The organism is Pseudomonas sp. FSL R10-0399, assembly GCF_009600165.1.
In the GTDB taxonomy this organism is placed as follows: Bacteria; Pseudomonadota; Gammaproteobacteria; order Pseudomonadales; family Pseudomonadaceae; genus Aquipseudomonas; species Aquipseudomonas helleri.
The window spans coordinates 43,085-56,730 of record NZ_WIWK01000015.1 but is presented as its reverse complement, the minus strand read 5'-3'; the positions used below and the strand labels follow the sequence as shown (position 1 = coordinate 56,730).

Below are 13,646 nucleotides of genomic sequence, written 5' to 3'. Positions count from 1 at the left end.
CGCACCCAAAAACGTGTAGGAGCGAGCTTGCCTCGCGATCTTTTAACAGATCAAAAGATCGCGAGACGAGCTCGCTCCTACAGGGTGTGTGTTTAAACGGCGCCGCGCGGCAACATCAAACCCAGCGGCAGCCGGACTCTGGCTTCCAGGCCGCCTCCGGCACGGTTACGCAACTCAACGTTGCCGCCGTGCATGGAGGCGATACGTTTAACAATCGCCAGGCCCAAGCCAGTGCCTTTGCCGCCTCGGGCACGATCACCGCGAATAAACGGGTTGAAGATGTCTTCCAGCTCGGACGGGTCAATGCCTGCACCGCGGTCCATCACACTCAGCACGACGTAAGGCGCGCTGGTATCGCCCGATACATAGGCGGCCACTTCAACGTCATCCCCCGCATGGTGCAAGGCGTTGCCGATCAAGTTGTTGAGCAGGCGCTTCATCGATACCCGACGCAACGCAAACGGCTGAATGGGCTGCAAGCGCAAGCGCACCTGTTCGTCATTCTGGTTATACGGCGCAACGACTTCGCGGATCAGTTCGCACAGGTCAACTTCTTCAACCGGCTCATCGCGACCGTCGCGGATAAACGCCAAAAATTGATCCAAAATGGCGTCCATGTCTTCAATGTCGCGCACCATGTCGTCGGTCAGGTCGTTGTGGTTGCCCATCAACTCCAGCGACAAACGCAAACGCGTCAACGGCGTGCGCAAGTCATGGGACACACCCGCCAGCATCAGTTCGCGCTCGCGGCCTGCCTGTTCCACATCTTCAGCCATCTGGTTGAAGGCGCTGTACACCTCGGTCATTTCGCTCGGTGTATCACTGATCGGCAGGCGCACACTGCGCCCCTGCCCCAACTGCCTGGCCGCATAAACCAGCCGCTTAAGTGGCTGATTGAGCTGGCTGACGAAAATCCACGCCGAAGCGGTGGATAACAACCCGATGGCCAGGAACCAGCCCAGTACGCTCCAGATTTTTTGCCCACGCAGCGGGTGCGGGTACAACGGTACCTTTAGCCAGCCATCGCCCAGGCTCGGCGCTCGTACCCACAGCGCCGGAGGCGAGTGCATGCGCAAACGCACTTCGGTGTCGGCACCCAGTTCGGCCTGCATCTGACGCTCGTAAATCTCGCTGTAAGGCCAGTGTTGCTCGCCTTCTGGTACCCCGCCGCCCACCACACGCGTCAGCGTTGCGGCATCGGCGATCTTGGCGCGGTTCTCTTCATCAGCTGCCCAATAGGCGCGCAGCACCAGGCCCACGCCGTGGCTGTATTGGCGGTCGACCAACATATCTTCGTTCATCAACAGATAAACCAGGGTCAATGCCTTGGAGAACAGGACGACGATGAGCACCAGCCAGAGGGTGCGGGAGAAAAAACTTTGGGGGAACCACAGAGGGGTTTTCATAGATGGCGCTTTACACGTTGCAGGGACGAGTACCAAGACCCGCAATAGAATGAAGTGCGAGCCACCCGGCGCCCTAAGGCCACTGGGTGACTCGCGCCTGCACAGGCGACATCACTTGGTTGCGTTGCCATCCGGCACGAACACATAACCGACACCCCAGACCGTCTGGATGTAGCGCGGTTTGGAAGGGTCCGGCTCGATCATGCGGCGCAGGCGGGAGATTTGAACGTCGATTGAACGCTCCAGTGCATCCCACTCACGGCCACGGGCCAGGTTCATCAGCTTGTCGCGGGTCAACGGCTCGCGCGCATGCATGACCAACGCCTTGAGTACGGCAAACTCACCGGTGGTGAGCATGTGTACTTCATCGCCACGCTTGAGCTCGCGCGTGGCCAGGGATAACTCGTAATCACCAAAGGTGACGCTTTCGTCTTCGCTGCCCGGAGCCCCCGGTACAGGCGAGGCCTGGCGGCGCAGAACTGCCTTTACCCGAGCCATCAGTTCGTCAGGGTTGAAGGGTTTGGACAGATAATCGTCGGCCCCCAGTTCAAGCCCTTTGATACGGCTCAGTTCGTCGCCTTTGGCCGTCAGCATGATGATCGGTATCTGGTTGTTGCCTGCACGCAGTCGACGGCACGCAGACAGCCCGTCTTCGCCGGGCAGCATCAGGTCCAGTACTACCAGGTTAAATACCTCACGAGCCAGCAAACGGTCCATTTGCTCGACGTTCGGCACAGCGCGGGCGCGGTAGCCCTTGCTGACGAAGAAACGCTCCAGCAGGCTGCTCAGCCCTGGATCGTCATCAACGATAAGAATTTTTTCGCCTTCAGCCGTTTGTGCAGTGCTGCTCATTAGATGCTCCTGTGATCTCGGCGCGCATTATGGCTTAGCTGCTGTTATACGCATCGTGTGCATTGTTAGCAGATTTTTCCTTCACGGCCAGTGCGCCGAGTATAGCGGGTGAAGTGCGCAATCCCCTGAATCCGGGAACGCTGGTTATAATGCGCCGCCTTTTGTGTCAGGCAATCTCGGTTTTTCAAACATTGCGCCAGGATTTATTTTTTCAATGCCTGCCGTAATTTGCTGATTTCACGGGTCAACAGGCTGCCCTTTTGGCCCAGGTAGCGGCGCCCTTCGGGCCGCTCAACCAGTCTCGCAAGCCTTACAGCCCGGGCCTGCGAGCCTGCATCACAATTTGTCAGGTGGTTTTATGGACAGCATCAACAGCCGCATCGCCGAAGAACTTGGCGTGCGCCCGCAGCAGGTCGAAGCGGCCGTCGCTCTTCTGGATGAAGGCTCCACCGTACCCTTCATCTCTCGCTACCGTAAGGAAGTGACAGGCAGCCTGGATGACACCCAGTTACGTCATCTGGAAGAACGCTTGCGCTACCTGCGTGAACTCGACGAACGGCGCATCAGCATCCTCGCCAGCATCGAAGAACAAGGCAAATTGACGCCTGAACTGGCCCGCGACATCAAGCTGGCCGACACCAAGACCCGCCTCGAAGACTTATATCTGCCTTACAAGCAAAAGCGCCGCACCAAGGGCCAGATCGCCCTGGAAGCCGGCCTCGGCGAACTGGCTGACGGCCTGTTCAACGACCCCAACCTCAACCCGGACACCGAAGCCGCACGTTTTGTTGACGCCGAAAAAGGCGTGGCAGACGTCAAGGCCGCCCTCGATGGCGCCAAGTACATCCTCATGGAACGCTTCGCCGAAGACGCCAGCCTGCTGGATAAACTGCGCAGCTTCTTGAAGCAGGAAGCCACCCTCAGCGCCCGCGTTATCGCTGGCAAAGAAGAAGAAGGCGCCAAGTTCCGCGATTACTTCGAACACGACGAACCGCTCAAAAGCATGCCGTCGCACCGCGCGCTGGCGATTTTCCGTGGCCGCAACGAAGGCATCCTCAGCTCGTCGCTCAAGGTCGGTGAAGAACTGCCCGGCACCATGCACCCTGGCGAAATGATGATTGCCCAGCGCTTCGGCCTGGAAAACCAAAACCGCCCGGCAGACAAATGGCTGAGCGAAGTGGTGCGCTGGACCTGGAAGGTCAAGCTCTACACCCACCTCGAAACCGACCTGCTGGGTGAACTGCGCGACGCCGCAGAAACCGAAGCGATCAACGTGTTTGCCCACAACCTGCACGACCTGCTGCTGGCCGCCCCTGCTGGCCCGCGTGCCACGCTGGGCCTGGACCCGGGCCTGCGCACCGGCTGCAAGATCGCCGTGGTCGATGCCACCGGCAAACTGCTTGAGCACGCCACGGTGTACCCGCACGTGCCGCACAACAAGTGGGATCAGACCATCGCGATCATGGCCGCCCTGTGCGCCAAGCATTCGGTTGAGCTGATCGCCATCGGCAACGGCACCGCCAGCCGCGAAAGCGACAAGTTGGCCCTTGAGCTGATCAAAAAATACCCGGCCCTGAAAGTCACCAAAGTGATGGTGTCCGAAGCCGGTGCATCGGTGTACTCGGCCTCTGAACTGGCCGCCAAGGAATTCCCGGACCTCGACGTGTCGATCCGTGGCGCCGTGTCGATCGCCCGCCGCCTGCAAGATCCGCTGGCCGAGCTGGTGAAAATCGACCCTAAATCCATTGGTGTCGGCCAATACCAGCACGACGTGTCCCAGCTCAAACTGGCACGCGGCCTGGACGCCGTGGTCGAGGACTGCGTAAACGCCGTGGGCGTGGACGTGAACACCGCTTCGGTCGCGCTGCTGGCGCGTATTTCCGGCCTTAACGCCACCCTGGCGCAAAACATCGTGGCCCACCGCGATGAAAACGGCGCCTTCAAAACCCGCGCGGCGCTGAAAAAAGTCAGCCGTCTGGGCGAAAAAACCTTCGAACAAGCCGCCGGTTTCTTGCGCGTGATGAACGGTGACAACCCGCTCGACGCCTCGGCCGTTCACCCGGAAGCCTACCCGCTGGTCAAGCGCATCGCCTCGGACACCGAGCGTGACATTCGCTCGCTGATCGGCGACGCCAGCTTCCTCAAGCGCCTGGACCCGAAAAAATTCACCGACGAATCTTTCGGCCTGCCGACCGTCACCGACATCCTGCAAGAGCTGGAAAAACCCGGCCGCGACCCGCGTCCCGAGTTCAAGACGGCAGAGTTCCAGGAAGGGGTTGAAGACCTTAAAGACCTGGAGCTGGGGATGATCCTCGAAGGCGTGGTCACCAACGTGACCAACTTCGGTGCGTTCGTCGATATCGGCGTGCATCAGGACGGTTTGGTGCACATCTCGGCTTTGTCCGAGAAGTTCATCAAAGACCCGCGTGAAGCCGTTAAAGCCGGTGACGTGGTCAAGGTCAAGGTCATGGAAGTCGACATCCCGCGTAAACGCGTTGGCCTGTCGATGCGCATGAGCGATACCCCCGGCGAGAAAATCGACGGCGCGCGCGGTGCCCGCCCAGGTTCGGCGCCTCGTCAGCAAAACTCGGCCCCACGCAAAGAGACAGTCGCCGCTGCCCCGGCCAACAACGCAATGGCTTCGTTGTTCGCCAATGCCAAACAGCTGAAGAAACGCTAATGACGCTGCCTGAGGGTTTGACCCAAAGCGCGTTCAGCGAGTTGATCGGCTGCCGCGTCGAGTCGGTGGAAGACGGCATTGCGCACGTCGCGCTAAGCCTTGAGCCGCAGCTGCGCAACCGTGGCGGCAAAATGCACGGCGGGGTGATTTTCAGCCTGGTCGACATCACCATGGGGCTGGCCTGTTCCGGCGCCCATGGTTTTGACCGCCAAAGCGTGACGATCGAGTGCAAGATCAACTACTTGCGCTCCGTGTCAGACGGCGATGTGCTGTGCATCGCCAAGGTCATCCACCCCGGCCGACGGACGTTTGTCGTCGAAGCGGACGTCATGCAAGGCGACAAACTGGTCGCTAAAGCACAAGGCACGTTCGCTGTCCTGTAGCGGTCATCAGGTCATTTGAGTTAATTTCGGCACTGTGAAATCAGTGCCGAAATGCGCTCGGAGCGCCGTAATACCGAAACAGGGACGGGGCTGAGCATCACCCCTACAAAGCCAGGCGACCACGCCGGTATAACTTCACCCTTGTAGACCGTCCTGACCACCCCCATATTGGGGCGACTGACGCGTGAAGGAATCTAACTTGAGCGAACTTCTCAACCGCCGCCTGAACTTACTTGGCGAGCGCACACACCTCTCTTTGCTCGAGCAGTGCCTGCATGGTATCGAGCGCGAATGCCTGCGCGTAACGGCCGATGCACGACTGGCGCAGACCCCGCATCCTGAAGAACTGGGGTCGGCGCTGACCAACGACCAAATCACCACTGACTATTCCGAGTCGCTGCTGGAGTTCATTACCCCGGCCCTGCCCGACCCTGCGGACACGCTGGCCAGCCTCGACAAGATTCACCGTTTTGCCTACAGCAAACTCGGCAACGAGTTCCTGTGGAGCCCTTCGATGCCGTGCCCGTTGCCGGCCGAAGAAGACATTCCGATTGCCTACTACGGCACGTCCAACATCGGTCAGCTCAAGTACGTGTACCGCAAGGGCCTGGCTCTGCGTTACGGCAAGACCATGCAGTGCATCGCCGGGATCCACTACAACTTCAGCCTGCCTGAGGCCCTGTGGCCGGTGCTCAAGCAAGCAGAGGGCTTTGTCGGTACCGACCGTGATTACCAGTCGGACGCCTACATCGCGCTGATTCGTAACTTCCGCCGTTACAGCTGGTTGCTGATGTACTTGTTTGGCGCCTCACCTGCGCTGGATGCCGGCTTCTTGCGCGGCCGTTCGCACCAGTTGGAGCAACTGGATGCCGACACGCTGTACCTGCCGTTCGCCACCAGCCTGCGCATGAGCGACCTGGGTTACCAGAGCAACGCCCAGGCGGGCCTCACGCCTTGCTACAACAACCTCGACAGCTACACCGACAGCCTGCGCAAGGCCGTGGCGACGCCGTACCCGCCGTATGTCGAGATCGGTACGCACAAAGATGGCGAATGGGTGCAACTGAACACCAACATTCTGCAAATCGAAAACGAGTACTACTCCAACATTCGCCCCAAGCGCGTGACCTACACCGGCGAACGCCCGATCCAGGCCCTGGTGGCCCGTGGCGTGCAGTACGTTGAAGTGCGCCTGCTGGACATCAACCCGTTCCTGCCGGTGGGCATCGACCTGCCGCAAGCACGCTTCCTGGACGCCTTCCTGCTGTATTGCGCACTGCAAGAGAGCCCGCAGTTCGAGAGCAGCGAATGCGGCAACTGCACGTCCAACTTCTTGAGCGTGGTCAAAGAAGGTCGCCGCCCGGGTCTACAATTGCAGCGTCAGGGCCAAGCGGTCGAACTGAAAGAGTGGGCGGCAGAACTGCTGGAAAAAATCGCCCCGGTAGCGGCATTGCTGGACCAAGTGCATGGCGGCGACGCCCACAGCAAGGCGCTGGACGATCAGTTTGCCAAGGTTAAGGACGTGTCCCTGACCCCGTCGGCCAAAGTGTTGGCCAGCATGACTGAACACAAAGAAAGCTTCGCCCAGTTTTCGATGCGCCAGAGCCAGGCCCACGCGGAGTACTTCCGCGACACCCCGCTGAGCCCGGAAGACCAGGCCGCGTTCGAAGCCAAAGCCAAGCAATCGCTACTCGAACAAGCCGAGACCGAGAAAATCGAAGAAGGTGATTTCGACCTGTTCGTGGCCTCGTACCAGGCGAGTATTTTGGCGATCAGTAACTAAGGCGATACAGCGACTCTGTAGTCGCTGTCGAGGCACGAAGGCTGCGATGCGGGCCGCAGGACCGCCGTCCGGGGTCGCTTCGCAACCCATCGCAGCCTTCGTGCCTCGTCAGCGACTACAGGCCTTGTATGTTTTACAGCGCCTTTTCAAAGATTTTGGAGTTGCGCTGGAAGTTGTACAGCGACGCTCGCGCTGCTGGCAGGCGTTCGACGCTGCTGGGCTCAAAGCCGCGTTCACGGAACCAGTGAGCCGTGCGTGTCGTGAGGACGAATAAGGTTTTCAGCCCCTGCGCCCGTGCACGGCTTTCGATGCGCTCCAACAATTCATCACCCCGACGACCATGACGGTACTCCGGGTTGACCGCCAGGCACGCCAGTTCACCGGCATCCGAATCCGCAATCTGATACAGCGCCGCGCAGGCGATGATCATGCCTTCGCGCTCAACCACGCTGAATTGCTCGATTTCACGCTCCAGCACTTCCCGTGAACGGCGCACCAAGATGCCCTGCTCTTCCAGCGGGCTGATCAGGTCCAGCAAACCGCCCACGTCTTCAATCGCCGCTTCGCGGGTGACTTCAAATTGTTCCTGGGCAACCAGGGTGCCGCCGCCGTGGCGGGTAAACAGTTCGGTCAGCAGCGCACCGTCTTCGGCGTAGCTGACGATGTGGCTGCGGGCCACGCCACCGCTGCACGCCTCGGCAGCCGCTTCAAGCAATTCGGCCTGGTAATCGCTGCCCAGACGCTTCATGTGCGCCGGGATTTGCTGTGGCCGCAACTCACGCACCAGCCGCCCTTGTTCATCGAGTAACCCGGACTCAGCGCCAAACAGCAGCAGTTTGTCAGCGCCCAGGTCGATGGCGGCGCGGGTGGCGACGTCTTCGCAGGCCAGGTTGAAGGTTTCGCCGGTGGGCGAGTAACCCAAGGGCGACAGCAGCACGATGGAACGCTCGTCCAGCAGGCGATTAATGCCCTTGCGGTCGACCCGGCGCACTTCGCCGGTGTGGTGGTAGTCCACGCCATCGAGCACGCCAATCGGCCGTGCGGTCACCAGGTTGCCGCTGGCCACGCGCAAACGCGAGCCCTGCATGGGCGATGAGGCCATGTCCATGGACAAGCGCGCTTCAATTGCGATGCGCAATTGCCCCACGGCGTCCATCACGCACTCCAGCGTCGCAGCGTCGGTGATGCGCATGCCTTTGTGGTAATGCGGTTGCAGGCCACGGGCTTCAAGACGGCTTTCGATTTGCGGACGCGAACCATGCACCAGCACCAGCCGCACGCCCAAGCTGTGCAGCAGTACCAGGTCGTGGACGATGTTGCCAAAGTTGGGGTGCGCTACACCGTCGCCGGGGAGCATGACGACAAAGGTGCAGTCGCGGTGAGCATTGATGTAAGGGGAAGCATGACGCAGCCAGTTAACGTAATCGTGCATAACCAAAGCCTGTAAAAAATGAGCCGCCTAAAAAGGGCAAAAACAGCAAACGCACAGCAGGCTGGTAGTTATCGTCGAAACAAACTTGGCAACACGCGTGCTCTCCTTGTGTATACGGGTCGGGCCTGCGGCCATTTACTGGGCCGGGGTCAGGCAATAATGTTCGATCAGTTGGCTTAATAGACGCACTGTCGGCTGCAAACGTGACATTTCGAGGTGTTCACCGGGCTGATGCGCGCAGGTGATATCACCCGGGCCCAACACGATGGTCTCGCAGCCAAGCTGCTGAAGATAAGGTGCTTCGGTGCCAAACGCTACTGCTTCGGCGCGATGCCCGGTGAGCCGCTCGGCCACGCGCACCAATTCGCTGTCAGCCGCCTGCTCGAACGGCGCCACACCTGCCGCAATCGGGGCAAAGTCGATTTTGACCTGATGGCGCTCGGCCAACGGATCGAGTTTGCTGCGAATGATTGAACGCAACAGCGCCGGGTCCATGCCTGGCAAAGGCCGCAGGTCGAATTCCAGCGAGCATTGGCCACAAATCCGGTTCGGGTTGTCGCCACCATGGATGCAGCCAAAGTTGAGGGTCGGTTGCGGCACGCTGAACTGCGGGTTGCGGTACTCGTTCAGCCATTGCTGGCGCAGCCCTTTAAGCTCGGTGATTGCGTCGTGCATGGCGTCCAGCGCGCTGTGGCCCAGGCTTGGGTCCGATGAATGGCCGCTGCGCCCCAAAATGTCGATGCGCTCCATCATCACGCCTTTGTGCATGCGGATGGGTTTGAGCCCGGTCGGCTCGCCAATCACCGCGGCACGCCCCAGCGGCCGCCCGGCCTCGACCAGCGCACGCGCACCGGCCATGGAGGTTTCTTCGTCGCAGGTGGCCAGAATCAGCAGCGGCTGCTTGAATGGTTGGTCCAGCAGCGGGCGCACGGCTTCGATGATCAAGGCGAAAAAGCCCTTCATGTCGCAACTGCCCAGGCCTACCCAGCGATTGTCCACTTCGGTCAACTTGAGCGGATCGGTCTGCCACAGGGCTTCGTCATACGGCACCGTGTCGCTGTGGCCGGCCAGTACCAGACCGCCGGGGCCGCTGCCGAAACTGGCGAGCAAGTTGAACTTGCCGGGGCTGACCTGCTGGATATCGCAACTGAAGCCCAACTCACCCAGCCACGTGGCCAGCAAATCGATCACGGGGCGGTTGGACTGATCCAGATGGGGCTGAGTACAACTGACCGACGGCGTGCCGATCAACGCAGCGAATTGCTCTTTGAGGGACGGTAAGGGCATGCGCTGGCTTCCTGTTGGCTGGGCGAGGCCCATCATAGAGCCATCTGCGCCACAGAATAAACCCGCGCGACGCGCCGGGGCGGTGAGTCCTGTACACTGCACGGCCTTGGCAGCCACACTTTCCCCGGCTGCGCACCGTTCCTGGATTTTCCGGCCATGCAAAAAGAAACCGAAATCAAGCTCCGCGTCAGCCGAGAAACCCTCGCCGCCTTGCGCGAGCACCCTTTGCTGAAAAAACGCAACAAAAGTGGCTGGGAAAGCCGTGAGTTGTTAAACCAGTACTTCGACACGCCTGAGCGCGATCTGGCCAAGGCCAAGGTTGCCCTGCGCCTGCGCCGCGATGGCGAAGAGGTGATTCAAACCCTCAAGACCCGCGGCCAAAGCATTGCCGGGCTGTCGGAGCGCAACGAATACGACTGGCACTTGCCCAAGGCCAAGCTCGACATCAAAAAGCTCGAAGGCGAATGCTGGCCTGACGAACTGGCCGAGCTGGACAAAAAAACCCTGAAGCCGATCTTCACCACCGATTTCGTTCGCGAGCGCGCTGAAATCTCGTGGGGCCGTGGCAAAGCCAAAGTAGTGATCGAAGCCGCGCTGGACCTGGGCCACGTGATTGCCGGCAAGCAGAAAGAAGAAATCTGCGAGCTGGAACTCGAACTGCGCGAAGGCGAGCCTGCCGCCCTGCTGGAGCTGGCCGCCGAGCTGGCTGAAAAACTGCCGCTGATGCCTTGCGACATCAGCAAGGCTGAGCGCGGCTATCGCCTGTTCGACGCCAACAGCTACACCGTCACCCTGCCAGCCCCTGAGTTGACCCCAGAAACGCCGCTGGACGACGCCTTTGCCGCGTTGGCCTGGCACCTGTTGGGCAACAGCCAGCGCTTGGCTGAGCAATATCGCTTTAATGGCCACTGGCGCTTGCTGCAAGACTGGCTGCACCAGTTGATTGACCTGCGTGCACTGGTCAGCAGCCTCGGCCAGGCCGCCCCGCGCCAATCGACCCACACCCTGCGGGCCGAGCTGGATGCCCTGCTTGAAGACTGGCGCCCGATTGTACAAATCGGCCAGGACGATGAAGACGTGCGTAAAGCTGCCCCTGAGCAGTTCCTCGAAGAACTGGAAGACCCGCGCTGGGGCCAGTTCTCGCTGAACACCTCACGCTGGCTGCTGGCCCGCAGTTGGACCATCGACCGTGGCACCACCCGTGGCAACCGCCAGGGCGCTGCACAATTGGCCAGCTGGCTGCCACGCCTGCTGTCGGACGAGGCCATTGCGCTGCGTCTGAACCGCTACCAGCAGCAGCCAGAAGACTTGGCCGAGCAACTGCCACGCATTGAGCGTATTCAGGCCTGGTTGCGCCTGGCGCGTGGCGTGCTGGAGATCCCGGAAGTGGATCGCTTGTACGGCGAGATGAACAAGTTGCAAGAATTGGCGAACTTGCCAATCACTGACGACGCCGAGAGCAATGACCTGCTGCTCAACGCGCGCAAGCAACAAGCCATTGCCGTGTACCAGAACCGCGCCTGGAAAACCCTGCTGCGCGCCTAAGCCAATAGCACCCACCTCCCTGTAGGAGCGAGCCTCGCGATCTTTTGATCTTTAAAAGATCGCGAGCTCCTACACACGGATTTACTCTTTTGGCATGTCCGCGTCGGGTGCTCGCCAGATCAGGCGGGTGGTGTCATAACCCTGCTGCTGAGCCTTGCTGAGCAGTTCGTCGCGGGTTTGCTGATCGATCTGCGGCTTGCGTGACAGCAGCCACAGGTAGCGCCGGTCCGGGTTGCCGACCAGCGCAGTGCTGTAGCCATCCCCCAAGTACAACACCCAGTAATCGCCCTTGGTCGCACCCGGCAATAGCTTGGACACCCAGTTATCGAACTCGACCCACAGTTTGTCGGTTTTGCCCGGCACTTGCGGGCTGGCGGTGCCCTTGGCCTCTTCCCACTTGCCTTCTGCCGTTCGGCAACGGTTCAACACCGCGACATTGCCGTCAGGTTTGAGCGTGTACTGAGCCTCGGATTGCGCGCAGTTACGCTGGAAGAACATCGGCAACCGCGCCTGCTCATACCACGTGCCCTGATAGCGCTGTAAGTCGACGCTGCCCACCGTGTTCGGTGCCAGCGCGTCGTTGTTGGATGTTGAGCACCCGGCCAGTAACCAGGCAGCCCCGAGGCAAACTAAAAGACGTTTCATCGCAAACGCTCCCTGCGCTTTATTTGAGGCCCTGCCCCGAGAACATCAGCACTTTGTCACCGGCGTATTGCACGCTGATAAAGCTGCTCTTATCGCCCCAGGTGCAACTCGACATACCCAGCGCACCCGAGCAATCGGTTGGGCTGCCCAGCAGTTGCTCCACCTCGGCCTTGGTCATGCCCGCCGACAGTTTGGAGTAGTTTTCTTGATTGACCTTGCTGCAAGCCGCCAGCAACACACAGAACGACAACAACGCCAAAGAACGCAACTTCATGGAAAAGCTCCTGAATAAAAGAATCGGCATCGCTGCCTGCTGCAAGCTTAGAAGAGAAAAGCGCGGGGTGGTTCCCGTGAGTAAAAACGACTGTGGGAGCGGGCTTGCTCGCGATGCATACAACTCGGTCTAACGAATAGACCGTGTCGATGTCATCGCGAGCAAGCCCGCTCCCACAGGGATTGTCGGGTGCAGCCAGGGTTTTACGCTTTGTGGTACGAGGTCACGCGCGCCACTTCTTCTTTCGAGCCCAGGAACACCGCTACGCGCTGGTGCAGGCCTTCTGGCTGGATGTCGAGGATGCGCTGATGGCCGTCAGTCGACGCGCCGCCCGCCTGCTCAACCAGGAACGACATCGGGTTGGCTTCATACATCAAGCGCAGTTTGCCCGGCTTGGAAGGCTCACGGCTGTCGCGCGGGTACATGAACAGACCACCGCGGGTCAGGATGCGGTGCACGTCAGCGACCATCGCGGCCACCCAACGCATGTTGTAGTTCTTGTTCAGCGGGCCGTCTTCGCCAGCCAGCAATTCGTCAACGTAGCGCTGTACCGGGGCTTCCCAGTGACGCTGGTTGGACATGTTGATGGCGAATTCCTGGGTAGTTTCCGGAATGCTGATGTTTTCGTGGGTCAGCACGAAGCTGCCCATTTCGCGGTCCAGGGTGAAGCCTTTTACGCCGTCGCCCAAGGTCAGAACCAGCATGGTCTGTGGGCCGTAGATGGCATAACCGGCAGCAACCTGTTGGGTGCCTGGCTGCAAGAAGGCCTTTTCATTCAACGGCTCGTTCTGGCTCAGGTATTCGTTCGGGCAACGCAGCACCGAGAAGATCGTGCCGACCGGCGCGTTGATGTCGATGTTCGACGAACCGTCCAGCGGGTCGAATACCAGCAGGTAGGCGCCTTTCGGGTATTTGCCCGGGATCTGGTAGGCATTGTCCATTTCTTCGGACGCCATGCCGGCCAGGTGACCGCCCCATTCGTTGGCTTCGAGCAGGATTTCGTTAGAAATCACGTCGAGTTTCTTCTGCACTTCACCTTGCACGTTTTCAGTGCCCATGCTGCCCAGAACACCGCCCAGGGCGCCTTTGGACACGGCGTGGCTGATCTCTTTGCAAGCACGCGCCACCACTTCGATGAGGAAACGCAAATCAGCAGGGGTGTTGTTGCTACGGGTCTGCTCGATCAAATAGCGACTCAGGGTAACGCGGGACATGTAAGGCTCCGAACAATGGGGAGGGGGCGAAAAAACCCGCGCAGTTTAACGCGTGTTGCCGTGCAAATCTTCTAAACAGACTCACAACCGACGGAGAGGCCGGTGCTGAACCCTTAAATCAACTTAAAACAGTAGCCGCTGCCGC

11 protein-coding genes are annotated in these 13,646 nt (G+C 60.1%); 4 read left to right on the top strand and 7 right to left on the bottom strand.

Annotated features, from left to right (window positions below):
• Positions 1-92: 92 nt before the first annotated feature.
• Positions 93-1,406: an ATP-binding protein gene (locus tag GHO41_RS06860; RefSeq protein ID WP_048366763.1), complete on the bottom strand. Its 1,314-nt coding sequence runs from the start codon at positions 1,404-1,406 to the stop codon at positions 93-95.
• A gap of 111 nt (positions 1,407-1,517) precedes the next feature.
• On the bottom strand, positions 1,518-2,258 hold the full coding sequence (ompR, locus tag GHO41_RS06855) for a two-component system response regulator OmpR (protein ID WP_048366764.1): 741 nt from the start codon (positions 2,256-2,258) through the stop codon (positions 1,518-1,520).
• 358 nt (positions 2,259-2,616) lie between these two features.
• Between ompR and GHO41_RS06850 the strand changes: the two genes are divergently transcribed.
• The 3 genes from GHO41_RS06850 to gshA all read left to right on the top strand — a co-directional run bounded on the left by GHO41_RS06850 (position 2,617) and on the right by gshA (position 7,104).
• Positions 2,617-4,938 (top strand): Tex family protein, encoded by a 2,322-nt coding sequence (locus GHO41_RS06850; protein ID WP_153433229.1) that lies wholly within the window; start codon positions 2,617-2,619, stop codon positions 4,936-4,938.
• Positions 4,938-5,321, top strand: a complete 384-nt coding sequence (locus GHO41_RS06845; RefSeq protein WP_048366766.1) for a PaaI family thioesterase — start codon at positions 4,938-4,940, stop codon at positions 5,319-5,321. The genes GHO41_RS06850 and GHO41_RS06845 overlap by 1 nt, the downstream gene beginning before the upstream one ends.
• A gap of 199 nt (positions 5,322-5,520) precedes the next feature.
• Positions 5,521-7,104, top strand: a complete 1,584-nt coding sequence (gene gshA, locus GHO41_RS06840; protein ID WP_153433228.1) for a glutamate--cysteine ligase — start codon at positions 5,521-5,523, stop codon at positions 7,102-7,104.
• Between the two features lie 133 nt (positions 7,105-7,237).
• Here the strand turns inward: gshA and argA are convergent, their stop codons facing one another.
• Both argA and argE read right to left on the bottom strand, forming a co-directional pair.
• On the bottom strand, positions 7,238-8,536 hold the full coding sequence (gene argA / locus GHO41_RS06835; RefSeq protein WP_048366768.1) for an amino-acid N-acetyltransferase: 1,299 nt from the start codon (positions 8,534-8,536) through the stop codon (positions 7,238-7,240).
• A 135-nt stretch (positions 8,537-8,671) separates the two neighbouring features.
• Entirely contained in the window at positions 8,672-9,823 is a 1,152-nt protein-coding gene (argE, locus tag GHO41_RS06830) for an acetylornithine deacetylase (RefSeq protein ID WP_153390708.1), read from the bottom strand.
• A gap of 156 nt (positions 9,824-9,979) precedes the next feature.
• Between argE and GHO41_RS06825 the strand changes: the two genes are divergently transcribed.
• Positions 9,980-11,368, top strand: coding sequence for an inorganic triphosphatase (locus GHO41_RS06825; protein ID WP_153390709.1), 1,389 nt, complete (start codon positions 9,980-9,982; stop codon positions 11,366-11,368).
• An 81-nt stretch (positions 11,369-11,449) separates the two neighbouring features.
• On the opposite strand, the gene GHO41_RS06820 is transcribed toward GHO41_RS06825, so the two are convergent.
• The 3 genes from GHO41_RS06820 to GHO41_RS06810 all read right to left on the bottom strand — a co-directional run bounded on the left by GHO41_RS06820 (position 11,450) and on the right by GHO41_RS06810 (position 13,501).
• Positions 11,450-12,013: a lipocalin family protein gene (locus tag GHO41_RS06820; RefSeq protein WP_153390710.1), complete on the bottom strand. Its 564-nt coding sequence runs from the start codon at positions 12,011-12,013 to the stop codon at positions 11,450-11,452.
• A 19-nt stretch (positions 12,014-12,032) separates the two neighbouring features.
• Positions 12,033-12,287 (bottom strand): outer membrane protein assembly factor BamE, encoded by a 255-nt coding sequence (bamE, locus tag GHO41_RS06815; protein ID WP_048386449.1) that lies wholly within the window; start codon positions 12,285-12,287, stop codon positions 12,033-12,035.
• Between the two features lie 203 nt (positions 12,288-12,490).
• A complete protein-coding gene (locus GHO41_RS06810) occupies positions 12,491-13,501 on the bottom strand; it encodes a class 1 fructose-bisphosphatase (protein ID WP_153328092.1) in 1,011 nt (336 codons plus the stop codon).
• Positions 13,502-13,646 lie beyond the last annotated feature (145 nt).